This is a genomic window from Bifidobacterium sp. UTBIF-68 (genome assembly GCF_006408855.1).
Lineage (GTDB): Bacteria > Actinomycetota > Actinomycetes > Actinomycetales > Bifidobacteriaceae > Bifidobacterium > Bifidobacterium reuteri.
Genome location: NZ_JFAN01000032.1, coordinates 12,543 through 38,978, shown reverse-complemented (window position 1 = coordinate 38,978; position 26,436 = coordinate 12,543). Strand labels below are relative to the sequence as shown.

Genomic DNA, 26,436 nt, shown 5'->3' with positions numbered 1-26,436 from the left:
CATTATCGAAGGTTTTCCAGCCGAAGCATCGAAGCATTCCGCACCGCAGTAATGATGAACGGTATTACATGCCGCATTGACCAGTGGAAGAGAACCATAAGAATCCGCCGGAGATCATTCAGGCCGATGCAGGGAACGTAGGTATTCTCGCAGGAACGGGATGGCGAAATCGACGAAGCCTCGCGCCGGAGACGCGATGATGTGGTCTTCGATCAGACGCTGACGGTAGATGTTGGCATAGTCCATGCTCTCGCCCATACGCGCAGCGACTTCCGAGGTCGATGACGGTCCGTCATCCTGTGCCATGGCCGTCACATAGTCGACCGCCCGATCGGACAGCTGCTTAACCACGGGAGCGCACACACCCTCGCCAAGTTTTGCCTTCGACTGTTCCACACCGGCCTTCACGTCGTCCAATGAGATCGTGCGACCCAATCCATCGGCACGCCGGCGGGCGGTGCGCCACATGTTGTATCCGACCAGCTGGATCATGTACGGATAGCCGCCCGTGCTTTGCGCTGCGAAATCCAAGGCTTCGTCCGTAATCGACAGTCCTGCGCCCCGAATCGTGGATGCGAATGCGTCCCGCACTTCATCCAGCGGCACATCACCGAGTTCCTTGATCGAGGCGCGACGCAGGAACGTCAGCACCTTGGCGTTGAGCAAATCGGACACGAGAGAAGGCAAGCCCGCGAAGACGAACGCGACTTCCGCATTGTCGCGCAGCATGTGCTGAGCAGCCGTGGCAATGGCGGTCATGTCCTCCATGCTCGCATCCTGTGTCTCATCGATGGTAATCAGAAGACCTTTGCCTTTGCCCAGCGCACGAAGCCGCGCTGACATGGAGTCGCGCAGCGTGGAGGGGCGCAATGCCGGCGCTATGTTCACCTCGCCCAAGCTGGCGCCCATCAGCGACGGTTTGATGTTCACTCCGGCGATGCGGCTCGATTCCGGGGCGATACGAGCGATGAGGCGTTCCGCCAAACCAGCAGATGCCGTTTCATCAATCACCGTCCAGTGACGTCGAGCGGCGATCAGCCCCAGTTCCGTCAGCATCACGGTTTTCCCGCTACCTCGCGGCCCTGTGATCAGCATCAGGCGATCGGGCGCACCGGGACCATCATCCAACCCTTCAGAGAAATCCAATCCGATGGATTCGCGACCGATGAGCACCGGCGGCATCACGCCTGCCGTTGGTTTGAATGGATTCGCAGGGAACGTCATGGCGAGTCTCCTTCGCAACGCCGGTTGTCCTAGTGTACCTTCAATATACCTGTCTATAGAACAAATAGAAAATCCATAGAACAAACCCGCCCTACGAATCACAAGGGCTTACTGTCGTTGCAATTCCAACAATAGTAAGCCCTATATAGGATAGGAAATAGAACAAATAGAACAAATAGAACAAGAAGCAACACCGCGATTGAACAATTCCACCGAGCAACACGGCCTACGACCATTGGTCGAAGCACTGCAGCCGGCTCAGAAAAATGGCACGTTCTCATTGGCATGAGTGACGGTTGCGTCTGTCAGCGACCGGAGGTGATCCCCCAGATGTGGCACGGTGCCTATTCTCGGGCATATCTTGCAGTTGTGTGTACCGCCAGGCGCGCGCACATCGGCAAGGCTGACGGGCAGGAACTCCACGATCGTTGCAATTCCGCCATTATGCAACACCGCTGACACGACGCGAGCCGCCCGTTTTCACCCGATCTCCAGCCGCCGGTACACACAACTGCAAGATATGGTGCAAACAGCCCACTTTTCGACCCACATACCAGCCTCAAGCCCAGTCTCAGCCTCAGCCTCAGCCCCAGCCTCAGCCTCAGACCTCAGGCCTTGCCGAGGATCGTCAGCACGATCAGCAGCACGTTCAGCGCGATGATCAGCACGGCTACGGCGATGAAGATCACATGCTTGACCGGGCCGTCCACCCATTTGCCCATGAGCTCCTTGTCGTGCGTGTAGCGCATCAGCGGGATGATGGCGAACGGGATGCCGATGGAGAGGATCACCTGACCGACCACGAGCGCCTCGGTCGGATTCGGCGCGAACCAGAGCACAATCAGTCCCGGCACCAGCGTCACCACACGGCAGGCCCACATCGGCGCCTTGATACGCAGCAGGCCATGCATGATCTCCGAACCGGCGTAGGTTCCCACCGACGTCGAGCTCAGTGAGGATGCCAGCAGGCCGATGGAGAAGATAGTGCCGATCGCCGGGCCCAATACCGAGACAATCGCATGCTGCGCCCCCTCGATGGAATCGGTGCCCTTCATGCCGTACAGGGAGTTCGCGGCCAGAATCAGCAGGCTCAGATTCACCGTGCCGGCGAGCAGCAGCGCCCAGACCACATCGACCTTGGAGCCGTCAAGCAGACGCTTGGTGGAGGGCTTGGCCTGACCGGGCGCGTAATGGTCGTTGACCAGCGTGGAATGCAGGTAGATGGCGTGGGGCATCACCGTGGCGCCCAGCATGGAGGAGGCCATGAGTACGGAGTCCGTGGTGGTGAAATGCGGGATCAGGCCGCCGGCTACTTCGACCGGGTTCGGCGGCGCGATGAACAGGCCGGCGATGAAGCCGAACGTAATGACCAGCAGCAGCGCAATGACCATCTTCTCGAACAGGCGATGGGTCTTGCCGCCCTCGAACATCAGCAGCACGGTGGAGACGGCACCGATCACGCAGCCGCCCACGAACAGCGGCAGGTCGAATAGCAGGTTCAGGGCGATGGCGCCGCCGATGAGTTCGGCCAGATCGGTGGCGATGGCGATGACCTCGGCCTGCATGAAGAACATGAACCGGCCGGCGTCATGCATACGCTCGCCAAGCAGCTCAGGCAACGATTTGCCCGTCACGATGCCGAGTTTGGCGGATTGGTACTGGATGAGCACGCTCATCATGTTGGCCATCACCAGCACCCAGACGAGCAGATAGCCGTACCGCGCGCCGGAGGTGATGTTGGCGGCCACGTTGCCGGGGTCCACGTATGCCACGGCCGCCACGAACGCCGGGCCCAGGATTCCCGCAAGCGCATGACCGTGATGGGTGGTCTTGGCGCCGCTGCCTCCTTCCGCCCGCGCTGCAGCACGCTCCTTGTCGATCTCGGCGTCGTCTCGGTCGATGGCGGCCGCAGTCTGCGCGTCGACGATGTTCAGGTCAGGATGTTCGGAGACCAGCCGTTCGCGGTTGGGATTGATGGTGCGACGCTTGTCGATGGTGTGCATACGACCGTAGCCGCGGCCATGCGTACGGCCGTTCGTGATGGTGGGATCGTTGGTGCGCGGCCTGTTCTGGTCAGACGCAGGCTTGTCTTCGCTGTCCTTGTCGTTGAGCTGATTCGTGGTCTTGCCTTCCCCTCATGCACCGTTCGGGTACCGTTTATGCACTGTCTGGTACCGGCCCCTGTTATAGCGTCGCCATGTTACTTCGTCAACATCGGTTTTCCGCGCAGCATTTCCACCAGTATTCCCGCCCGCCCCTCGTAACGCAGATATGTCAAAGACAAATCACTGATCGGCGGGGACCGCCTGCCCCGGGCAGTTGTGCAATACGGCAAGCATCGCGGTCTTCTCCTGACTGGTGACGCTCAGATGGTACTTGTCCTTGACGCCGATCTGCCGGGCCACGTAATCGCACCGGTATGCGGCATTGGTGGGCAGCCAGTATGCCGCAGACGCTGACCCCTTCTCCTGATTCGCGGGACCGTCCACGGCCAGCAGGTTGTACGGGTCGTTGCCGAACTGGAGACGCTGCGCGGAGTCCCAGTCGCGCGCGCCGGATTGCCATGCGTTTTCGAGCGCCACCACATGGTCGATCTGCACTTTGGCGCTGGTGGTGCGGCCGCGCACGAAGTGGATGGTCTGGCCGGTGTACGGGTCGGCGAGCGTGCCGGATGAGACCTGGCAGGAGCCGGCATGCTTGTACACCACGTCGGTCAGGTCGCGAGCGAGCACGTCCTCGCGCACGTCGCATCCGTTGCCGTCCGTGTCGGTTTCGCGGAAGCCGAACGCGTCGCGGTCGTAGCCGTCAGGATTCTGATTATCGTCCACTGTGAGCGCGTTCAGGGTGTCGGCGGCCGAGCCGGTGGCCGTATATCTGCCGGTGACGGTGGCTGCGGTGGGACTGACCTGCGGCAGCAGCAGTCCTGCGGTGACGCCGATGATGGCGGCGATCACCAGCAGGATCAGGATGCGCTCCAATGGATTGGAGGCGTTGATGCCGCGCCGGAAATGCGTTGATCGGCGACTCATCAGGCGTAGGTGAAGGTGGCGGGGTCGTGGCCGGCGCGGGTCGGGCCGTTGAGCGCGTCGATGGCCTCATGCTCTTCGGCGGTCAGGGCGAAGCCGAACAGGTCGAGGTTCTCCTGCTGACGCTCCGCGTGCACGGACTTCGGGATGATGATGGTGCCGTTTTCGATGTGCCAGCGCAGAATCACCTGCGCAGGGCTCACCTGATGCGCCTCGGCGATGCGCGCAATCGTGCCGTCGCCGGCGTTGAGGTCGGCGCCACGGGCCATCGGCGAATAGGCCTCCACGGCTATGCCGTGCTCCTTGCAATAGGCCACCACTTCGCGCTGCTGCCAGGTGGGGTGCAGTTCGATCTGGTTCACGGCAGGCCAGGAGCCGGTCTCCTGATAGAGGCGGTCAAGGTCGGCGGGCATGAAGTTGCAGACGCCGAGCGTGCGGGCGCGGCCCTCCGTGCGCAGTTTGATGAACGCCTTCCATGTGTCGGTGCTGCGCCAGTCGAACGGGGTGGGCCAATGGATCATATACATGTCCACGTAGTCGAGCTGCAGTTTGGCGAGCGAATCGTCGAAGGCGCGCAGCGCGGAATCGTAGCCCTGCTGCGAGTCGCGCAGCTTGGTGGTGACCCACAGGGTCTCGCGCTTGGCGCCCGTGTTGTAGCCGGTGGCGGCGAGCGCGCGGCCCACGCCCGCCTCATTGTTGTAGCCGGCCGCGCCATCGATGTGACGGTAGCCGGCTTCAAGTGCGGATTCCACGACCGGGGTCACGCCATCGTCGTCGATGCGCAGCACGCCGAGGCCGATCTGGGGGATGGAGTGGCCGTCTTTGAGTGGGATGTCCGGTACGTTCGCTGGGTTGATGTGACCGTTGGTCATGAGCGATGCTCCTTCATATAGTGGTTCGATATAGTGGTTCGACATACGGTTCATCATGGTGGCCGCCGCTGCTCCGGCGTCACGATTCGATGGCATGTTCGGCTACTCGCCACTGTACACGTTGCCGTATGGAACCATGCGCTCCCAGCCATCCGCATGACCGCATGCCGCATTGATCGCCAGCAAACGAGCCGTATGGAACAGCTAGGGAACGGTTGTGAAATTGCCGCGTTACAATCCTTCCCGGTGCGACTAATATGAACACAGTCCCCATGCTGTATTGAGAGGAAGGGCATATGGCGGGCCTGTTTCAGGATGCCACAAAACACAACAACCCGTTGGGAACAGCCATTCGCACGCAGGGCTCCGGCAAATACACCTTTGGCCTGGCACTGAGCGCGGGGCTCGCCGGGCTGCTCTATGGCTACGACACCGTGTCCATCTCCGGTGCCATCGAATTCCTGGACATCCGGTATGGGCTCAGCACCTTCATGGAAGGCTTCGTCATCTCCTCCATCATGGTCGGAGCCATGGTCGGGGCCGCGGCGGCCGGCTTTCTTTCCGACACATTCGGCCGCAGACGCATCCTGATTATCGGCGGCGGATTCTTCCTCGTGGCCGCCATCTGGAGCGCATTGACCGTCGGCCCGATTGACCTGATTGTTTCGCGCATGGTCGGAGGATTCGGCATCGGCCTGACCGCTGCCCCGGCCGTCACCTACATCACCGAGTCGGCGCCGACCAACATCCGCGGCCTGCTCTCGTTCTCCTATCAGATGCTCGCGGTGTGCGGCATCTTCCTGACCAATGTCATCAACTACATCATCGTCTCGTACGGCTCGCATCACTGGGATGTGGCCACCGGTTGGCGCTGGATGCTGGGGCTCGGCGCCATTCCGGCGGCCGCTTTTCTGCTGGCGATGCTGCACGCTCCGGAAAGCCCGCGATTCCTGATCCAGGTCGGCAAGACCGATGAGGGATTCGCCGTGCTCGAGCACATTCTCGGCACCGAACGCGCCCGGTTGAAAGTGGACGATATCAATGCGTCGGTGAAACTGGAACATGAGATGTCCAGGGAATTCCACGATTTCTTCCGCCCGGGGTTGCGCAAGGCGCTGGGCATCGGCATCTTCCTTGCGGTGTTCAATCAGCTGATTGGCATGAATGCCATTTCCTACTATGGTCCGGTGATGTTCTCCGATCTGGGCTTCAGGGGGGACACGGAATTCCTGACCGCCGCATGCGTGGGCGGCGTGGAACTCGTAGCCACGGTGATTGGCCTGTATCTCATCGACACGTTCGGGCGCAAACGACTGATGGAGGTCGGCGCGGGCATGATGTGCGCATTCGCGTTCTGCATCGCCATCTCATACGCCATCCAGAGCGCTTTGCTGACATTCGTGTTCGTGATTGCGTTCACCGCATCGTTCGCGTTCTCCATGGGGCCGATTCCCTGGATTGTGATACCTGAACTCTTTCCCACGTATCTGCGCGGCCGGGCGACGGGCTTGTGCGTGATGTGCCTGCTGTTCGCCAACTGGATCATCGCCCAGTTCACACCGTTGATGATCGACGGCTGGGGTGGAGGCATCTCCTTCACCATCTTCGGCGCCGTGAATCTGATTTGCCTGCTGGGTATTGTCAAGCTCGTTCCGGAGACCATGGGACGCACGCTCGAGGAGATCGAGCATCTGTGGCAGCCGAAAACCCCGCTCGCCGCCGCCAAATACACGCTGAGTTCTGCTGATGCGAACATCCGCCACGCGGAAGCCACACTGCGACGTGTCGAAAACGAACGACTGCAGGCGTTGGGCATTATGACCGCCGCCGAACGCGCCCGCATCGGAGCCCAGCGGAAGATCATCGAGCTGCAGACGCAGCAGAATGTCGCGGCGATGCGCCGGGACGCGGCCCGGCATGATGCCGCCGAGGACCTGCGAGCCGAACAACTGAAACACACGGTAGGCCACTCTGTGATCTCCGATGCCCGACTCGCTGCTGGCGCATACCCGTCCGTCAGTGCGTTTTCGGGTGCCGGCGGCAATCCCGGCGGCAATCCCGGCGGCAGCCATATGGTCGACGAACCCGCCAATATCGATGATGCGACGATGATAGTGCCCGAGTCCCTCGCGGCCGTACAGGCGGAGGCGGCGGCGAGTCATGCTCCGGCGGCCGCGCCAGTGCCGCCCACGACCGATGCCACGGTCGCTCAGCCTGTTGCGCCGATGTCGGTGCCGCTTCCCGCCCGGCCTGTGGTCCCCGAGCCGACACAGCAGCAGGTGTCGATTTCGGCGTTGGAGCAATCCCGCAATGGCAATGGCATCGGCGTGATTCTCCCCGACACCACGGCCCCGTCCTATGATGCGGCCGAGGCCGAGGACGCCCGCGAAACCAAGGCCATCAATCAAGCGCTTGATTCCCTAGACGCCCTGATCAAGGCCTAGTGGTCCGTCTCGTGATTGGTTGAGCGGTGCTGCCTCCCTCTGACGGGACGTTGCCGTGAAGCGAACAGCGGAGCTGTTCGTAGGCAACGTGCGAGCCGGCAGGCGAGCCAGCAGAATGCCGCGCGCAGCGCGTCCGTAATTGCAGGACGGGCTGTCAGCGAAGCAAACAGCGGTGGTATTTCGGCCCCCTCTGACGAGGGGGCTGTCAGCGGAGCTGACTGGGGGAGAGACCAAACCAAGTTGACTACCCCTCAGTCGGCTACGCCGACAGCTCCCCTGACAAGGGGAGCCAACTGTTGGCCGCACCGGCCCCCTCTGATGGACCGTTGCCGTGAAGCGAACAGCGGAGCTGTTCGTAGGCAACGTGCGAGCCGACAGGCGAGCCAGCAGAAGGCCGCGCGGAGCGCGACCGTAATTGCAGGACGGGCTGTCAGCGAAGCTGACTGGGGGAGAGACGCGAGATGCAGTGTTTTTTTCAAACGAATCAAGTGTATACTTAGTATACACTTATGATGGGAGGTTGACATGGCCACGACCACGCTGACACGATGGGGCAACGGGCAGGGCATCCGATTGTCCAAAGAACTGATTTCGCAGGCCGGTCTGCACGTGGGAGACGAGCTGGAGGTCCGCGTCGAACAGGGCGGATTGCTGGTCACGCCCGCCCGCAAACGGTTCATCGGAATCATGGATTACGCGAAACTGTTCGACGGATACGACGGCCCCCAGCCGACCGAGGACGGATTCGCGGCGGCGGCAGGACGGGAGCGGATGTGAGCGACTGGAGATACGGGGATATCGTCTGGGCCGACCTTGACCCGTCAGCCGGTCACGAGCAGAACAAGCGTCGTCCGCTGGTCGTGGTGAGCAACGACTATTACAACCGGTTCAACAACATGCCCATGACCGTGCCGGTCACCAGCGACCGTGAGTATCCGCTTCACGTCAATATCGGCGTCATTCCCACCGAAGATGGTTCCGAGATACATGGGTGGGCCGAGATCGAACAGGCGAAGTGCCTTGATCTGGACGCGCGGCACGCGGTCCGTGTCGGCGATGTGGACGAGCAGACGCTCGACAGGATCACGGAGACGTTGCTCAGTGGCCTCATGCAACCGACCATGCGCATCGAACGACTCATCTAGCGAGACGGACCACTAGCTCTGAAAACAAGCCGCACACTCACCGATGAAGGCTCCGACGACGGCGCAACGCACTCAGCGATACGGCGTCGCGCATGTGACCCGCGCCGTCCCCGCGTACGCCGAACGCCACCATCAGTACCATGACGAAGCAGATCATCGCGGAAACGCGCAGCACCCACTGGATGCCGAAAATCGACGCTGCGACATCAGAAGCCCCGCCAGCAGCGCGCCAGGATGCGAGCACCTCCATGAGAATCACCAGCACCGGCGCGCCCACCGCACCGGCGATCTGGCGCATCGTGTTCGTGACCGATGATCCTGCGGATACCTCGTCCGGTCCGTTCAGGCAGTTCAACGACCACGTGGTGATGGGCATCAGCAGGAAGCCCATGCCGATCTGACGCACGAATTGGCAGATCGACACCCACCATATCCATATGTCCATCGAGATCAGCGACATGCCGATGGTGCCCAGCGTCAGCACGCTCGAGCCGAACAGTGCGACCGGCCGTGCACCGAACCGGTCCATCGCGCGTCCGCCGAAGAACTGGGAGACACACATGCCGATGGCGCCGGGGAGCATGATCAGCCCGCTCATGGTGGCCGAGAATCCGCGGTCGGTCTGGATGTAGAGCGGCATGATGACCAGAATCGAGCTGAAGGCGAAGAACGCCAGCGACGCGGTGATGGTGCCGACGGTGAACGACCGGTTCTTCAGCACGCGCAGGTCGAGCAGCGGCGGCTGGGGGAGCACGGTGCCACTGCCAACAGCACCGGTGGCTTGTGCGGTTCCGGTGATTGTGCCGGAGACGGCTGCATGACTGTTGCTGGTGATACCACTGGACTTAGCGGTACGGCTGTCCGCAGGCTCCGCGTCGGCGTCCGCAGCACCATTAGCGGCCGCTTCAGCTGCAGCCGCCGCCTTCGCCTCGCTATACCGCCGCCCATGCCGCAGGTTGCGGGCCACGAACCACACGATACCCACCAGTCCGACGACCATCGGCACCCACACCACCGGTGCCCCGAACCCGTAGGCTTCGGAGTTGGTGAAGCCGAACATCAGCCCGCCGAATCCGATGACGGACAGCGACACGGAGAAGAAGTCCGCACGCGCCGAAGGGTCATGCGCGCCGAAGTTATGCAGTCCGAACACGGCTGCCGCCAGGGAGCCGACGCCGATGATGCTCAGCGTCAGGAAGATGGAGCGCCAGCCGGTGGCGTCGGTCTGCCAACCGCCCAGCACCGGTCCGATGGCCGGTGCCACGCTCATGGCCATGCCGACGGTGCCCATCGCGAAACCGCGCCGCGACAACGGATAGATGGAGAATACGGTAATCTGCAGCACTGGCCACATCACGCCCGTGCCCGCCGCCTGCAGTACGCGCCCGCCCAGCACCAGTACGAAATTCGGTGCCAGCCATGCCAGCACCGAGCCCAACGTGAACACGGCCATGGACGTGATCACGATCTGGCGCGTGGAGAACCGACGGGTCAGGAACGCGGTGAGCGGCACCATCACGCCCATGACCAGCTGGAATACGGAGGTGAGCCATTGCCCGGTGGTCACGGAGATGCCGAATTCGGAGACGATGACCGGCAGCGCGGAGCTCAGCTGCAGCTGCGCGAAGTTGCCGACGAACGTGATGAACGTGAGGATGGCGAGGGAGATGAACGCCGCCCGGCTCAACTTGCCGTCCGCGAACGCCTCGTCCTGACTCAGCGCCTTGCGCAGCTCGCCGGTGCGATTCCGAATGGCGAGATTTCCGATGTTCTGATTCCCAGTTCCATGTCCGCTGGCCACACACACCCCACTTCCAGATCCGGCCGGTGTGAACAGTCGTCGCTCCTATGCCTGACCGGATATCCTCAAGAAAGCACGCGTACACCCTACGCCGCAGGGTGGTCTGTTCTCGCGTGGCTGATCCGTCCACATCTTCTAGGCCGACTGCAGATTGGCCTTCACCAAACAGCCTCAGCCAGTTCCATTCCAGTGCCATGCGGAATCCGCCTCTACCCGTATGCCGTTTGCAGCCGCTATTCTCCCGTCACGCATGTCCATAATGCGGATATCGGTACAACGTTGCTATTACCGAATCCGTGAGCATGTTCATCTGATCACACATACGATTCCACTGTCCGTAACAATGCCCCATGTAATTTGTGTCCCCACCCTTGTAAGATACGGAAATAGGTTCGACCCACCGAAAAGCCGGCCCCGAGACCTAGCGCCCATAGATCCGTATAAGCGTCCAGTGCGATACCCGCCCTGCAATGCAAACAATGCGGGGGGGGGGGCGAGGATTCCGTGGCAGCATGTGGTATCGCATCCGATGCTGTCCAATACGGCAGGAACTGACATCGGGAATACCGTGATTGCGGCATCCGGCGGGGCTTGAACGGCAGAGAGAGCGAGTAGTAAAGAGGAATGTCGGTAATGACATCGTTGGATAGTTCGTCACAGTGGGAGGATGGCCGAGGGCGCGCGCAGCAGCAGGATGCCTCGCAAACGCAGGCGGCTCAGAATCCTGCTCAGCAGTCTCAGGAGCCGGTGCAGTCGGTCAACGGCCAGTCCCAGCTTTCGCACGTAATGTACTGGCGGTTCTTCGTAAATCTGGCATTGATGTTCATCGATGCTGCGATGTTCGTCATCGCCGGTGCCACTGTGCTCAATATTCGAGACGAGGCACAGCCATTCTTCACTCCCCGTTTCGATTTCACGATGAACGCGACTCTGTATCTGGTCATCACCGCGTTGTTCTGGGTGTGGTCGTTGCATGCTGTAGGCGTGTACCACCGTCATGTGATGGGTGACGGCTATCAGCTCAATGCGCTGCTGTTCAAGGGCATGCTGACATGCTGGGTCATCCAGTGCGCGTTTAACTTCTTCTTCAACTTCGATCTGACGCTCACATCGTTGTGCCTGATGGTCATCGCCGGATGGGCGTTGACCACGGTCGAGCGCATCTTCACCCGACTGTTCATCACACGCAGCCGCAGCAAGGGTGAGTATGCGTATGGCACGGTGCTGGTGGGCTCTCCTGAGGGCATCGGCCGTACGCTGAAGTTCCTGAGCCGTCGTGAGCAGCTGAACTACCGTCCGGTGGCGGTTTGCCCGATCCGTCTCAACCCCGAGACCGATCTGGTCGAGCCGGATCACGATATCGAAGACATGCAACGCGACATCTGCATGAACTGGGGCTCGTCGCTGCCCGTGTTGGAGTATGACGAGCATGGTCTGGCAGAGAGCATCGCCGGCATGGACGCCCAGACGGTGATGGTCACCGATGAGATTCGCCGGTATTCCGACAACTTCAACATCTTCTCCGTGCGCATGGAATCATATGGCTTGGAGATCGCCATGGTGGCCTCTGCCGCAGATACCTCTAACCATGAGTTGCAGGTGCGTTCGATCCAGGGCACCACAATCATCACGCAGCGCTTGGCGCAGTATTCCCCGAGCAACCGTCTGATCAAGCGTGCGCTCGATTTGGTCATCTCCACGCTGGCTATCATCTGCTCGCTGATTCTCACGATTCCGGTGGCCATCGCTATCAAGGCCACCGATGGCGGTCCGGTGTTCTACAAGCAGAAGCGCATTGGATTGCGTGGCAAGCCGTTCGAGATGCTCAAGTTCCGTTCGATGGTGGTCAATGCCGATGAACTGAAGAAGAAGCTCGCCGAGGAGACTGGCCAGACCGATCGTTTCATCTTCAAGATGAAGAACGATCCGCGTATCACCAAGGTCGGTCATTTTATCCGCCGCTTCTCCATCGACGAGTTGCCGCAGTTTCTTAACGTGTTCATAGGTGATATGTCCGTGGTGGGCCCGCGCCCGCCGCTACCTGAGGAATATGCCCGGTATAACAAGCTGTACGCCACTCGCATGCTGGTCAAGCCAGGCATCACCGGTCCGTGGCAGGTGTCCGGTCGCTCCGATTTGTCCGCAGAGGAGAGCGAGGCCCTGGATGTGGCTTATGTCCAGAATTGGTCGGTACTGGGTGATTTCGTGCTGATGTTCCGCACGGTGGGTGCCGTGCTCAGCCACAAGGGCGCTTACTGATGATTGTCGCTGTCTGCAGTTCAGATGGCTCATATCGTCATTGTTGCCGATTACGGTAATATGACAGCTTGTATATGACGCAATGATGTGTGACGGGGCGGGGGGACACAGATATGGCAGCAGCACCTGAGGAGTCAGGTAAACCAGACTATGAATCGAATAGCCTTCATTATATGAAGGCGTCCGATGATTCCGCGGCGAGCCAGGAACCCCCGAAGCCTCCGGTGGATGAGCCGGGAGGGGAGCGGCATCACCGCCGGCGTCGCCGTATGAGTGCACGTCATATTCGACGGATACGGCGTCGCCGTCGAATTCGGCGGGCATTGATTGTGCTGGGCGTGTTGCTGCTGTTCTTTGCTGCAATTGCGGCATGGTTCGGATGGTCCGCCATGAAGGTCAAAAGCGAAGTCGAGCAGGCTGTGGCGGTGGCCTCGAATATGCAGGATTCGCTTTCCAGCGGTGATACGGCAGCTTTGAATGACTCCATGAATCGATTCTCGGCGCATACGAACGCTGCCTATGAGCAGACCAATTCTATGCTCTGGAGTGTGGCTGCCCGTATTCCGTATTATGGTGCAGATATCACTGCTGCGCGCACTGCAGTCACCGCAATGGAGAACATCTCTACACAGGCGATGCCTGCATTGAAGCAGGCTTCGGCAGCGCTGAATATGAGTGATGTCTCCGTCAATGACGGAACTGTCGATGTCTCTGGCCTGACCAAGTATACGGAGTCGCTTCAGACGGCCGATAACGTGATCGATGATGCCGAAAAGGATGTGATTGGCGCCCCCGATCCTCATATCGGGCAATTGGCTGATGCCATGGAGAAGGCGCAGAATTATCTGCATACCTTATCAGGCATGGTGCATGATGCGAACGTCGCGGTGCAGGTGGCGCCGAAGATGCTTGGCAGTGATGGTTCGGCGCGCACGTATCTGATTCTGGCGCAGACCAATTCCGAGATTCGACCGGGTGGCGGTTTGCCTGGTTCGTGGGGTGTGATGACCGTAAGCAACGGCAAGGTGGAACTGCAGCCGTTTGTTTCCGGTGGCGAGATTCCATGGTTTACCGATCCGGTGCTGCCGCTTACTGCTGAAGAGCGAACGTTGTACACCGATAAGCTTGGTCGTGTCGCTGTGGATACGAACTTCACGCCTGATTTCCCGCGTACTGGTGAGATATCCAAGGCCATGTGGAAAGCGCATGCCGGGCAGGATGTGGATGGCGTCATTGCCATCGACCCGGTGTTTCTGCAGAACATGCTTAAGGTGAGCGGAGGATTGACGCTGCCTGACGGTGTGACACTGGATGGTGCAAACACTGCTCAATACCTGCTTAATCAGGTGTATATCGACAAGTCGGAGGACGAGCAGGATGCATATTTTGCGCAGGCTGCCGGTTTGTCGTTCCAGCACATCATGCAAAACGCCAAGGATGGCAAGGCGTTTTTGAAGGCTGTGACCACGTCGGTGGGTCAGGGGCATATGAAGGTGTGGAGCGCGCATGAGGATGAGCAGAAGCTGCTGCTCAATACGCCGATTTCCGGTGCGCTGAAGACCGAGGCCTCTACCCCTGAGGTCGGTGTGTTCTTCTCGGATCTTTCCCAAGCCAAGATGGACTGGTATTTGAAGCGCAGCGTCAGTGTGAAGTTCGACAAGGTGGCACCTGATGGAGCCGATCAGTACACGGTGCATGTGAAGCTCACCAACATGCTCACACAGGATGAGGTGGGACAGTTACCGAAGTATATCGTCGGGCCGTTCCTGGATGGCTTGCAGGCCGGCCAGATTGATACGGCAATGTACATATACGCTCCGGCGGGCGGTCGTCTGGTGGACTGGAAGTCCACGGATGGCAAGAGCTATGACGGTGTCACCATGCATAACACGTTGACTGTGGGCGTCAAGAAGTTCGTGTTGAACCCGGGCGAATCCTATGAGGCGACCATTCATGTGGAGCTCGCACCCGGCGTCAAGACGCCTCTTGACGTCTACCAGACGCCGCAAGTGGAAGGCCGCACCGACTGAGTCCTGTGACTCTAGATTGAGCCTCCAGATTCTCTTTTGATTTTAAAATCAAAAGAGAATCAAACGGCAGGCAAATGAGATTTCGTTGAAATTCCGCCGTTTCTGCGTGCCGAGCTCCACCAAGATGCCCATCGAGTCAAAAGAAAAGCAAATGGCGGGCAAATGAAATCTCATGCCCAATACGGCAGATAACGTATATATCGTTTTCCGGCATCGGGATCCGCGATTTTGAGGAGATTCTCATCCAAACAGGCCTTGATAAGCCTGGATATCTGTGATGTGCCGCTTTGGGGGAGCGCGAATCTTTCTCGGAGACTGGTGTTGGTCATAGGCAATCTTTGCGCGTATTGCACGCAGGCATGCCAATACGCGGCATCGAGACGTTGCTCGCGCGTCAGTTCGCGGTACGGTGTCGACCGCGTCAAGGTCACTCGCATGTTGTCTCCGGGTTCTTCTACTTCCGGGGCGGGGAGATGGTGCTGCTCGCAGTCGAGAACCACTTTGTCCCACCCGGAACCGGCCTCTTCACACAGATGCAGGCGGCGGCATATGGCCGCCATTTTCTCATTGCGTGAATGAGGGGGATCGTTCAACAGTCTCGCGACATCCACTAAAGAGCGTCCGGGATTAGTGAATTCGATGCGATTGTCAAAAATGCATACCATTGGGCCGGCTCCAGTGATGGAGAGATCCTGATGAATGAGCATATTGGCGGTCAGCTCGCGCAATGCGGTATGGGGGAATGCACGCAGGGTGATTCGGCGCGCCCCTTGGATGACTTCTTGTTCGGGAAGCAACGCTTCGATGTATTCAAGCATCAGATCCAATTTGGCGTATCCGAAATCAAATGTCTTGCTGCGCGATGGTGCGATGGGGGAAGAGCCTTCGTACCGGATGACTCGCAACGCTTTACGGGAGACGGTCGGAAAATCGTTGAGATTCCGGGCGAAAAGCAACGCGCCAAGATTGGTAATGGAGTATCGGCCTGAATCTTGGATGGAGATAAAATGTTCGCTCGCAAGCAGATGCAGAGTCTGCTCGGTGGGCGTGGTCTGTGGAATGCCGAACTCTTGTCGGTACCAGTCGGTGTCTAGTTTGCCGAGCACTTCATCGTCGGTGAGCCCGCTTAGCGCGTATTGAAGTTCAAATACTTCAGCACGCGTGCGACTCCACAGCTCCTCTTCCCGTTTCGAGCTATGCTTGAGCTCCTGCGTTGAGGAGCCGGTGCGAATATAGGACAACCCTTGCCAAAGCACAGGGCGGTATTGGGCCGGCCATATGCGTAAGAGGACGAGATGCTTGCCGAAGGCTTCGACGGATTCAAAACGAAACTCGGCATTGTCGGATAAGTGCTGCCGAAGCCATAGCTCCAGTTCCTGATTGCCTACTTTGGCGACTTTAGGATTGAATGCGGTGCCGATAAGCTCATGGGTGGTGTCATCAATGCCCCATATCTTGTATGCGAAGGTGTGTCCCAGCAAGGCTGCTGAATTGGCCAATGCGGAGATATCGCGGCCGATTCGATTCGGGTCGGTGTTCCCGTGCTTGAACTCGAGGCATTCGTTTTCGCTGTCCTGGTTGGCGAGTGCGGTAATGAGGGTGATGATATCTTCCGGCATGCTCGCCTCCTGTGGCTATTGATGTTCGACATCCGAGAGTCCTAAATGGCTCCTAAGAAACAATAGCCTCTTTTGATTTTAAAATCAAAAGAGAATCAAATGGCAGGCAAATGAGATTTCGTTGGAATTCCGCCATTTCTGCATGCCGGGCTCCACCAAGATGCCCATCGAGTCAAAAGAGAATCAAATGGCAGGCAAATGAAATCTCATGCTCTGGTGCAGTAGTTTGGAGCTGTCGGAGCCGTGACATCGAGGTTCGTCGGTCTTGGCTCCCATTGTCGGGATGTTGCCGTGAAGTAACAGCGGAGCTGTTTGTAGATCTCGGCTCCCCTTGTCAGGACAGCACCGTTAAGCAAACAGCAGAGCTGTTTGTAGGTGCTGTGCGAGCCGACAGGCGAGCTGGCAAACCGCGCGCGAAGCGCGTCCACAATTGCAGGACGAGCTGGCCCGCGAAGCGGGTCTGAGGGGTAGTCCGCATGATGCTGATGCTCGTGCGACTATTCGTGCCGTAGAACAGCTCTGTGTGCTGCTCTAGCATGTTCACGTACTTCCTTTACCCGCTCCACTCATACCACTTCGGTTTAGAATCTTTTAGATTCTTTTAGAATCCACGCAGGTCATCGAGGATTGCGGGTACGGAAAGGTGGATTTTGCGATTCCGTATTTGCGTGAGTATCTCAGAGAGCATGCCGCTTATATCCGTATGACGCTTGGATTACCTGAGTGATAAGCGCGTCATACTGTCTCATGCTCCTTTGGGGCAGGTTCTGTCCAAAAGTTGAAGCCGTGATTTCCATGTGCTTCTACTCGACGTTCACTTGACGCGGATAAACTGGCGGTCATTGATGCCGTATGGCGCGTTTCCGCATACTGATTTCCGATAAGGAAGAATTGGTTGGTACAGAGTACCCCCGACGGTATAGTATGAACGGATAAAGGACAGGTTTTGTGCGCGTGTAATGCGTGGAAAACGTTGGTTTGAGTAAGGATGTTCCGTGGAAGAGAGACGTTTTGCCGATAACGGCGCTTATGTCAGTTTTGATTCCGCGGCGTTGTGCGGGGTGTCGGTTTGAGAATCGCATTCATTGGTCATAAGCGCATACCCTCACGTGAGGGTGGCGTAGAGGTCGTCGTGGAAGAGCTGGCCGTTCGCATGGCGGCGCTCGGCCACGAAGTGGTGGTATACAACCGCAGAGGCCATAACGTGGCTGGTGCGCAATTCGACAGCAGCTCGAATCATTCTGGCGAACCGTATGAATACAAGGGCGTACATGTAGTGCCGGTGACCACCATTGACGCAAAAGGTCTGGCGGCTCTTACCTCCTCGTTCTTCGCCACATTGAAGGCGATCAAAGCGCGCCCCGACGTGATTCACTATCATGCGGAAGGCCCGTGCGTGCCGCTCCGATTGGCTCATTGGGCGGGCATCCGCACCGTGGCCACGATCCACGGCTTGGATTGGCAGCGTGCGAAGTGGGGACGGTTCGCGTCTTGGTATCTGAAGTTCGGCGAGCGAACTGCGGCGAAGTGCGCGGATGAGGTGATTGTGCTCAGCCGCAATGTGCAGCAGTATTTCAAAGACACATATGGGCGTGATGTGCACTTCATCCCGAACGGAGTGGAACGCAGCACACCGATGCCGGCTGATGTGATCACGCATAAATATGGTCTCAACAAGGATGGTTATATCCTGTTCCTCGGCCGAATCGTGCCAGAAAAGGGTGTGCATTATCTTATCGAGGCGTTCAAGAAACTGGACACTGATAAGAAGCTGGTCATTGCCGGAGGTTCCTCAGACTCTGCTGAATATTACGAGTCAATCAAGTCCGCTGCTACCTCGGATTCGCGCATAGTGCTCACTGGCTTCATACAAGGCGCGGAGCTTGTAGAGCTGTACAGCAATGCCTATATATACGTGTTACCCAGCGATCTCGAAGGCATGCCAATGAGTCTGCTGGAGGCCATGAGCTATGGCAACTGCTGCCTGACCTCCGATATTCCCGAGTGCACGGAGGTTGTGAGAGGCCATGCAGTGACCTTCCATAAGGGGGACGCGGATGATCTTCGGGCAACACTTGCCGCACTGATCAATGATCCCGCTCGTGTGGCAGCTCTGAAAGCGGGCGCCGCCGACTATGTGACCGCGAAGTACAGCTGGGACAAGGTCGTTGACGCAACGCTCACTTTGTACCGAGGGAGCGATGCGCGATGAAGATCCTGCTGATCAACAAGTATTTCTACCGCAAAGGTGGCGCAGAGACCTATTTCTTTGCGCTGGCCGAAGGGCTGAAGACGCTCGGCCACGAGGTCGCGTTCTTCTCCATGCAGCATCCGAACAATGAGCCGAGCTATTGGAGCAAGTACTTCGTCTCCGAAAAGGATTACGTCGGGAAAATTTCAGCGTTCCAGCAGGCGAAGGAAGCCGCCACACTGGTGTATTCGTTCGAGTCGAAGCACAAGTTCGAGGCGTTGCTGGAGGAATTTCAGCCGGATGTGATCCATATGAACAACGTGCATCGTCAACTCACGTTGTCGATTTTGGATGCGCCGTACCTCAAGAAGCATCATGTGCCGGTGGTGTATACCGCGCACGATTACATTCTGCTGTGCCCCGCCTACACGATGGTGGATGGTTCCGGCAATGTATGCGATCGTTGCTTGGATCGCAGGTTCTTCCATGCGGTGGAGCATACCTGTGTGAAAGGTTCCAAGGCGAAGAGCGGACTCGCCTTCCTTGAAGCCGAGTTCCTGAAATACCATCACAGCTACGACAAGATCGACCGGATCATCGCGCCAAGCGAGTTCATGAAGAACAAACTTGATGAAGGTGGCTATGCCGGGCGCACCATTGCGATGCAGAACTTCCTGACAGAAAGCCAGATGGCGATGGCACGCAAGGTCACGAACACCGCCAAGTTCGATACTGTGGAGCCGTACTTCCTGTTCTTCGGCCGGCTTTCCAAGGAAAAGGGCATTCTTACGTTGGTCCGCGCATTCCTGGATGCCGCGGGCAAATCTCTGCCGCAGGATTGGAAGTTACATATCGTGGGTGATGGTCCGGAGCGAGGAACCATCGAGAATCTCATCGCACAGGCGGGCCCGGAAGCTTCACAGCGGATTGCGCTGCTCGGCTATAAGACCGGCGAAGAACTCCAAAGGGAGGTGGGCAACGCCCGTTTCAGCGTGCTGTGCTCCGAATGGCGTGAAAACATGCCGTACTCCGGCTTGGAGTCCTTGGCTGCACAGACTCCGGTGATTGGCGCGAACATCGGCGGTATTCCAGAGCTCGTGGTGGAAGGCAAGACCGGCTTTTGCTTTAACAGCGGTGACATGCATAGTTTGGTCGGTGCATTATTACATGCAGCGGCGCTTGATGGAAGTTTGTATTTGAGCATGCAACGGGAATGCGGCATCTATGTTGCTCAAAGGACGCTGCAATCCACTTATATTCGTGCTCTTGAAGAATTGTATGCATGTTGTTTACAAGAAAATGGAACTAACACTTGAATCGAAATACCGAGGAAAAACAATGGATATGATTGATTTACGAAAAAACACAGTTCTAGTCACTGGAGCTGCTGGTTTTATAGGATCGAATTTGGCGAAGCGCCTACTCGAAGACATTTCTGGCATTCGGGTTATCGGTTTCGATAACGTCAATGACTATTACGATGTGAGGCTCAAGGAACACCGTCTCGAGCAGCTGTCGCATTATGAGAACTTCACGTTCATCAAGGGCGATTTGGCAGAGAAGGACGCGGTGTTCGGTCTCTTCGAGCAATACCATCCAAAGGTGGTCGTGAATCTGGCCGCTCAGGCCGGCGTGCGCTACTCCATCACGCATCCGGACGCGTATATCCAGTCCAACCTCATCGGCTTCTACAACATTCTGGAAGCCTGCCGCAACTATCCCGTGGCTCATCTCGTGTACGCCTCCAGCTCCTCCGTGTACGGTTCGAACAAGAAGGTGCCGTACTCCACGGATGACAAGGTCGATAATCCGGTGAGCTTGTATGCGGCCACGAAGAAGTCCGACGAGCTGCTGGCGCACGCCTATTCCAAGCTGTATGTCATTCCTTCCACGGGCTTGCGTTTCTTCACGGTGTACGGTCCTGCTGGTCGCCCGGACATGGCCTACTTCGGATTCACGAACAAGCTGCTTGCCGGTGATGTCATCAAGATTTTCAACTACGGCAATTGCCGTCGTGATTTCACCTATGTCGACGATATCGTCGAAGGCGTGATGCGCGTAATGCAAGGCGCCCCTGAAAAGAAGACCGGCGAGGACGGTCTGCCTGTCCCGCCATATGCCGTGTATAACATCGGCAACGGTCATCCGGAGAACCTGCTCGAATTCGTGACAATCCTTCAGGAGGAACTGGTTCGCGCCGGCGTGCTGCCCGAGGATTATGACTTTGAGTCGCATAAAGAGCTGGTCGCCATGCAGCCGGGCGATGTGCCCGTCACTTACGCGGACACGGAGGCGTTGGAATGTGATTACGGCTACAAGCCATCCACGCCTCTGCGTGAGGGGCTGCGCAGGTTCGCCGAATGGTACAAAGCCTTCTACATCGACAAGGCCGGGCGCTGATAACGGCACTGCCGCTTTGCTGGATTTGCGATAGATTGAATGTAACAGCCGAATAGGTAGGAAGAAGAAAGAACATGAAGGATTTTGATTCGTTGAAGATTGCCGTTGCCGGTACCGGCTATGTGGGCCTGAGTCTCTCCACGCTGTTGGCCCAACACCATCAGGTGACCGCGGTGGATATCGTTCCGGCAAAGGTCGACATGATCAATAACCGCAAGTCCCCGATCCAGGACGATTACATCGAGAAGTACTTCGCCGAGAAGAAGCTGAACCTCGTCGCCACGCTGGATGGCGAAAGCGCATACCGCGACGCCGATTTCGTAATCATCGCGACCCCTACCAACTATGACAGCACCAAGAACTTCTTCGATACCTCTGCCGTCGAGGCTGTTATCGATCTGGTGATGAAGGTCAACCCGGACGCCATCATGGTCATCAAGTCCACGATTCCGGTGGGCTACACGAAGTCCATCCGTGAAAAGACCGGATCCAAGAACATCATCTTCAGCCCCGAGTTCCTCCGTGAATCCAAGGCACTGTACGACAATCTGTACCCGAGCCGTATCGTGGTGGGCACCGATCCTGACGATGAGCATCTCGTGGAAGCCGCGAAGACGTTCGCCAAGCTGCTTCAGCAGGGTGCCATCGAAGAGAACATCCACACGCTGCTGATGGGCTTCACCGAGGCCGAGGCCGTGAAGCTGTTCGCCAACACCTACCTCGCGTTGCGCGTCTCCTACTTCAACGAGCTCGATACTTACGCGGAGTCCAAGGGACTCAACACCCGCGAGATCATCGACGGCGTATGTCTGGATCCGCGCATCGGCACCCACTACAACAACCCGAGCTTCGGCTACGGCGGTTACTGCCTGCCGAAGGACACCAAGCAGCTGCTCGCCAACTATCAGGATGTCCCGGAGAACCTCATCCAGGCCATCGTGGAATCCAATGCCACTCGCAAGGACTTCATCGCCGATCGCGTGCTCGAGCTCGCCGGTGCCTACGGCCCGAACAGCGAGTGGGATGCCAACAAGGAGCATGAGACTGTGGTTGGCGTATACCGTCTGACCATGAAGTCCAACTCCGACAACTTCCGTCAGAGCTCCATCCAAGGCGTGATGAAGCGTATCAAGGCCAAGGGCGCTACGGTTATCATCTACGAGCCGACCCTCGAGAACGGAACCACGTTCTTCGGTTCCGAGGTTGTCAACGACCTTGACGAGTTCAAGAAGCGCTCCCACTCCATCGTTGCCAATCGTTATGATTCCTGCCTCGATGACGTGAAGGACAAGGTCTACACCCGCGATCTGTTCCGCAGGGACTGAAATAAAGAGCCATCTCCTATTATTCCAGCAATGAGTGCAAGGACATGCCAATATGAGTGAAAGCATTTGCTTCGTTATGCCAAGCATGAACGGTGGTGGTGCGGAGCGTGTTGTTTCCCTACTCGCTAACGAGTTTGTGCATAATGGACATGACATCACACTGTTTCTGACTAACGGAACTCATGTAGCATATGATTTAGATGAACGTGTTCATATTGATACGTCTTGTGCACTTGGCAATCCCAATTTTTTTGGTCAAATTAAAGCCATCCGAACGAAAATGAAGGAAATGCCGAAGACGGTTTTTATTTCCTTCATGGATGATCAAAATTTGTCTACACTGCTTGCTGGTATTGGTATGCCAAATCGTGTAATCATTTCTCAACGTAATGATCCGCACCGTGCTTTTGGAAAACGTCGACTGATTTGTGCCATTCATCCATGGCTGTATACGCTTGCTGACTGTGTGGTGTTTCAAACGAAGGATGCACTCGAGTATTACCCTAAGTATGCAGCTAACAAGTATAGGATTATTCTAAATCCTCTTAGTGATGTTCTACCCTCACCTTATGAAGGCGAACGGAGCAAATGTGTAGTTACTGTTTGTCGTCTGAACGAGCAAAAAAATTTGCCGCTTGCCATTGATGCGTTTGCGGAATTTCTCGTGCGGTTCCCTGATTATACTTTCGAGATTTATGGCGAAGGTGCGTTGGAAAGTGATCTAAAGCAGTATGCGGTATCCCGAGGAGTCGGCAACAGTGTTCATTTCTGTGGTTTTCGGAAGGACGTGCATGCCTGTATTTCTGATGCCGCCATGTTTGTGATTTCTTCTGATTTTGAAGGACTTTCGAATTCTATGATTGAAGCTATTGCATTAGGAATTCCGACGATTGCTACGGACTGCCCAATTGGTGGCGCTCGTATGGTCATCGATAATGGTGTAAATGGATATCTGGTTCCGGTGCGAGATAAGAAACGCCTGGTTGCTGCTATGTGCAGTGTTGCTGGAGATCCGGGCATACAAGAACGCTTTAGCAAAGCTGGAGCACGGCTGCGCGAACGTTTATCACTCGATTCCATCTCGAAACAATGGCTTTTGGCCATCCAAGCGAAATAAGACATAAAACTAAGGAGAAAACGATGAAGATTCTGGTTACTGGCGCTAACGGGTATTTGGGATGTGGCGTGGTCGATGAATTGCTTAAGCGAGGGAACGATGTTATTGCTACTGATTTCGCTTGCGACCATGTGAATCCATCGGCTTGTTGCATGCCTGATGACATCTTCTCGATTGATGATCCGTACGCACACTTCGGCCAGCCTGACGTGGTGCTGCATCTTGCATGGCGAGACGGGTTTGTGCACAATTCGAATGCGCATTTCGAAGATCTTCCCAAACATGTGGCTTTTCTGAAAAAAATGTGTGAGTCTGGAACCAAGCAGGTGGCATGCATGGGATCGATGCATGAAATCGGTTTCCATGAAGGAAGTATCAATGCTCACACCCCATGTTGGCCAATGAGCATGTATGGCATCGCGAAGGATGCGCTTCGTAATGCATTGAAGACCATCGCGTCACAGAACAATGTAAAGTTCCAGTGGCTTCGCGGCTATTACATCGTTAGCAATACCCAATATGGTAGCTCCATTTTCTCGAAAATCGTTGCGGCGGAGATCGAAGGTAAGAAAGAGTTCCCGTTTACCACTGGTCAGAATCAGTATGATTTTCTTGATTATTCTGATTTCTGTCATCAGGTCGCTGCGGCCGTTAATCAAGATGAGGTACTTGGAATCATCAACATTTGTTCAGGTAAACCCGAAAAACTTGCTGATAGGGTAGAGCGCTTCATAAGCGAGAACGGATTCTTCATCAAGCTGAAGTATGGTGCTTTTCCCGATCGACCGTATGACTCCAAAGCAGTATGGGGCGACGCCTCGAAGATCACCAGAATTCTTGATGCTGAATGTTGATTACCTATTTCTACAGAAAATGAGGGATTGAAATGGGTGTTTTGCTAGAACAAGATAAGCGACGATATGCCGTTGAGAAAATGCCGAGATTCCAGAGGCTGTTTCGCCGTTGTCAGGAATGCCATTTCAAACCCTTGCAACTGGTGTATCGGTTGCTGTTCCGTTGGTATCGACAAAAAAACTACATAGAGTTGAGCTACAAAACAGCAATTGGTGGTGGGCTGTATATTGGGCACCCGTATTGTATTACCATTAATCCTGCAGCTGTTATTGGACGGAATGTCAACATTCATCGTGGGGTCGTCATTGGACAGGAAAATCGGGGTAGAAGAAAAGGCGCTCCGACGCTTGGTAATGATGTATGGGTTGGTATCAACGCATCAATAGTGGGAAAAATTGTTATAGGTGATGATGTGCTGATCGCCCCCGGCTCTTATGTGAATTGTGATGTTCCGAGTCATTCTGTGGTATTTGGCAATCCTTGTATTGTCAAATACAGGGAAAATGCCACAGCAGGATACCTTAACAGCAAAGTTGATTTATGCAACAACGACTGAAAATGACGTGACACGAGGGGCAGAGGCGGATACAGGGTTGAGGATCATGATTACAACACATTACCGTCAACACATAAAACGAGAACTTACAGTATGCTCCGCAGATAACTAAAATGGCAAAATGGCTGACTTCTTTCAAAATGCTGATTACTGAAGCCAGAACTCAGATTATGTGTCTGAATACGTACACAGACACATCGTGTGTACAAATTGTCTAGATCTTTAGGAGTGGTAATGATTCGGTTAGAGAAGAATAAGATAATCCAATATATTTGGTTATATTTGATGTTGCTGATTCCCGGTAGCAGCGCGATGTCACGTTATCTGAATACCACTCTAGTATATGGTGCTGTTGTAGGCATATATGTATTTCTTATGCTATTGAGTGCAAAATACCGAAATGTTTATGTACTGTTGTTTTGTATTCTTCTTGTGTTAGCAACCCTTATCATCCGTGCAAAAACAGGAGGAGTAGGACCTCTGACACTTTTGTCTAATACAGCGATGTTGGTTGTCGTGTATATCGCAATATGCATAGATAAGTGTATGTTCCTTACGCGCTTTGTGCGAATTGTTTGTTTTTTTGGCGTTGTCAGCATGCTGTTTTGGTCTGTTTTTTGCATTAATCCTTCTTTAGTAAATGTGTGGCCAGCGACATCATACTGGACCCAGAATCTGGGAACCGGTGAATGGGCTACGGTTTTGCATGGAAAGGGGCTGTGGCTATATTCGTATCTAGAGATACATGCGACACGAAACTGCGGTTTCTACACTGAACCAGGTGTGTATCAGATAATTTTGAATGCGGCTTTGTTTGTCCTATTGTTTTGGAAAGATAAACTTCACTTTGACAGTGAAAAGCAATATCGTACGGCGATTGTCATAGTGTTATTGACATTGGTTACATGCCAGTCAACAACCGGTTATCTTTCTATGATGGTCATATTGCTGGTGTATTTCTTTAAACGTGACAGCGTTCTGGGGGCAAGTAAGATAAAGCAGAGGTTGGTGATGTTGGTCGCCATTCTTGCAATTGTGCTGTTTTCTGATTATATGTTGCGTGGAGAGTCGAGCTTGCTCTACGTTCAGGTGTTGCACAAGCTGTTTGGCGGCAATATCGGTGGCGGTATTGATCTTGCAGATAGCACTGGGCAGTATCGCTTGATTACGGTGATTGCCAGTTTGAAGGCTCTTTCCATGGATCCGTTTGGCATCGGTTTTGATGAATTTTATGTAATTCGAGATTCGCTTGACCCAGCGGCTGTTGCAGCGAGTATAGCGACTTATGCAGCTGTGTATGGTGTGCTTTTCTGGTTAGCAATGATGATAATGATTTTCTACCCGATGATTCAACGTGAACCAAGGAAAATACTCGTTGCAGTATTTGCATTCATGTTTATTAACTCGACAATTAGTGAAACATATCTTTTTTATCCAGGTCTTATGCTCTTCCCTATTTACCTCAGTGTGTATGCCTCGAATGAGAAATCGAAACTAATCGCTCATACCACGCAGACACGCAGATTACGTAATATTATAGTTCCGATACGTTCTTCTGCCATAGAGAGGTAA

At 55.9% G+C, this 26,436-nt stretch carries 19 protein-coding genes; 13 read left to right on the top strand and 6 right to left on the bottom strand.

Annotated elements, in window-relative coordinates:
• Positions 1-114 precede the first annotated feature (114 nt).
• The 4 genes from BW14_RS09540 to BW14_RS09525 form a co-directional block, all read right to left on the bottom strand.
• The gene (locus BW14_RS09540) at positions 115-1,224 is read right to left on the bottom strand and encodes an ATP-binding protein (RefSeq protein ID WP_140490404.1); all 1,110 of its coding nucleotides are present in this window, start codon (positions 1,222-1,224) and stop codon (positions 115-117) included.
• Positions 1,225-1,832: 608 nt separating this feature from the next.
• A complete protein-coding gene (locus BW14_RS09535; protein WP_375137581.1) occupies positions 1,833-3,179 on the bottom strand; it encodes an Nramp family divalent metal transporter in 1,347 nt (448 codons plus the stop codon).
• A gap of 330 nt (positions 3,180-3,509) precedes the next feature.
• Positions 3,510-4,253 (bottom strand): HNH endonuclease family protein, encoded by a 744-nt coding sequence (locus BW14_RS09530; RefSeq protein WP_181161739.1) that lies wholly within the window; start codon positions 4,251-4,253, stop codon positions 3,510-3,512.
• Complete coding sequence (locus tag BW14_RS09525; RefSeq protein WP_140462575.1) at positions 4,253-5,122, bottom strand: aldo/keto reductase; 870 nt, start codon at positions 5,120-5,122, stop codon at positions 4,253-4,255. Before BW14_RS09525 ends, BW14_RS09530 begins: the two co-directional genes overlap by 1 nt.
• Before the next feature lie 296 nt (positions 5,123-5,418).
• Between BW14_RS09525 and BW14_RS09520 the strand changes: the two genes are divergently transcribed.
• The 3 genes from BW14_RS09520 to BW14_RS09510 all read left to right on the top strand — a co-directional run bounded on the left by BW14_RS09520 (position 5,419) and on the right by BW14_RS09510 (position 8,711).
• The gene (locus tag BW14_RS09520) at positions 5,419-7,566 is read left to right on the top strand and encodes a sugar porter family MFS transporter (RefSeq protein ID WP_140490402.1); all 2,148 of its coding nucleotides are present in this window, start codon (positions 5,419-5,421) and stop codon (positions 7,564-7,566) included.
• 525 nt (positions 7,567-8,091) lie between these two features.
• Positions 8,092-8,343 (top strand): AbrB/MazE/SpoVT family DNA-binding domain-containing protein, encoded by a 252-nt coding sequence (locus BW14_RS09515; protein ID WP_044089544.1) that lies wholly within the window; start codon positions 8,092-8,094, stop codon positions 8,341-8,343.
• Positions 8,340-8,711, top strand: coding sequence for a type II toxin-antitoxin system PemK/MazF family toxin (locus tag BW14_RS09510; protein ID WP_044089542.1), 372 nt, complete (start codon positions 8,340-8,342; stop codon positions 8,709-8,711). The genes BW14_RS09515 and BW14_RS09510 overlap by 4 nt, the downstream gene beginning before the upstream one ends.
• 37 nt (positions 8,712-8,748) lie before the next feature.
• Here the strand turns inward: BW14_RS09510 and BW14_RS09505 are convergent, their stop codons facing one another.
• Complete coding sequence (locus BW14_RS09505) at positions 8,749-10,518, bottom strand: MDR family MFS transporter (protein WP_308810445.1); 1,770 nt, start codon at positions 10,516-10,518, stop codon at positions 8,749-8,751.
• Positions 10,519-11,298: 780 nt separating this feature from the next.
• Here BW14_RS09505 and BW14_RS09500 point away from each other — a divergent pair.
• Complete coding sequence (locus BW14_RS09500; protein WP_258185062.1) at positions 11,299-12,771, top strand: sugar transferase; 1,473 nt, start codon at positions 11,299-11,301, stop codon at positions 12,769-12,771.
• A 173-nt stretch (positions 12,772-12,944) separates the two neighbouring features.
• Positions 12,945-14,801: a DUF4012 domain-containing protein gene (locus BW14_RS09495; protein ID WP_181161738.1), complete on the top strand. Its 1,857-nt coding sequence runs from the start codon at positions 12,945-12,947 to the stop codon at positions 14,799-14,801.
• 170 nt (positions 14,802-14,971) lie between these two features.
• Here BW14_RS09495 and BW14_RS09490 read toward each other — a convergent pair whose 3' ends face one another.
• Entirely contained in the window at positions 14,972-16,420 is a 1,449-nt protein-coding gene (locus tag BW14_RS09490) for an ATP-binding protein (protein ID WP_140490400.1), read from the bottom strand.
• Positions 16,421-17,489: 1,069 nt separating this feature from the next.
• Between BW14_RS09490 and BW14_RS09485 the strand changes: the two genes are divergently transcribed.
• The 8 genes from BW14_RS09485 (at position 17,490) to BW14_RS09450 (ending at position 26,436) form a co-directional block, all read left to right on the top strand.
• Complete coding sequence (locus BW14_RS09485) at positions 17,490-18,632, top strand: glycosyltransferase family 4 protein (protein ID WP_140490398.1); 1,143 nt, start codon at positions 17,490-17,492, stop codon at positions 18,630-18,632.
• A complete protein-coding gene (locus BW14_RS09480; protein WP_140462582.1) occupies positions 18,629-19,927 on the top strand; it encodes a glycosyltransferase in 1,299 nt (432 codons plus the stop codon). Before BW14_RS09485 ends, BW14_RS09480 begins: the two co-directional genes overlap by 4 nt.
• Positions 19,911-21,011 carry an NAD-dependent epimerase/dehydratase family protein gene (locus tag BW14_RS09475; protein ID WP_308810412.1) on the top strand — a complete coding sequence of 367 codons (1,101 nt, stop codon included), beginning with the start codon at positions 19,911-19,913 and terminating at the stop codon, positions 21,009-21,011. The genes BW14_RS09480 and BW14_RS09475 overlap by 17 nt, the downstream gene beginning before the upstream one ends.
• A 92-nt stretch (positions 21,012-21,103) precedes the next feature.
• Positions 21,104-22,336, top strand: coding sequence for a nucleotide sugar dehydrogenase (locus BW14_RS09470; RefSeq protein WP_140462643.1), 1,233 nt, complete (start codon positions 21,104-21,106; stop codon positions 22,334-22,336).
• Between the two features lie 52 nt (positions 22,337-22,388).
• Positions 22,389-23,453: a glycosyltransferase gene (locus BW14_RS09465; RefSeq protein WP_140462584.1), complete on the top strand. Its 1,065-nt coding sequence runs from the start codon at positions 22,389-22,391 to the stop codon at positions 23,451-23,453.
• A gap of 23 nt (positions 23,454-23,476) precedes the next feature.
• A complete protein-coding gene (locus BW14_RS09460; RefSeq protein WP_140462585.1) occupies positions 23,477-24,307 on the top strand; it encodes an NAD(P)-dependent oxidoreductase in 831 nt (276 codons plus the stop codon).
• A 32-nt stretch (positions 24,308-24,339) separates the two neighbouring features.
• Positions 24,340-24,864 (top strand): serine acetyltransferase, encoded by a 525-nt coding sequence (locus tag BW14_RS09455; RefSeq protein ID WP_258184968.1) that lies wholly within the window; start codon positions 24,340-24,342, stop codon positions 24,862-24,864.
• Positions 24,865-25,098: 234 nt separating this feature from the next.
• A complete protein-coding gene (locus BW14_RS09450) occupies positions 25,099-26,436 on the top strand; it encodes a hypothetical protein (protein ID WP_140462586.1) in 1,338 nt (445 codons plus the stop codon).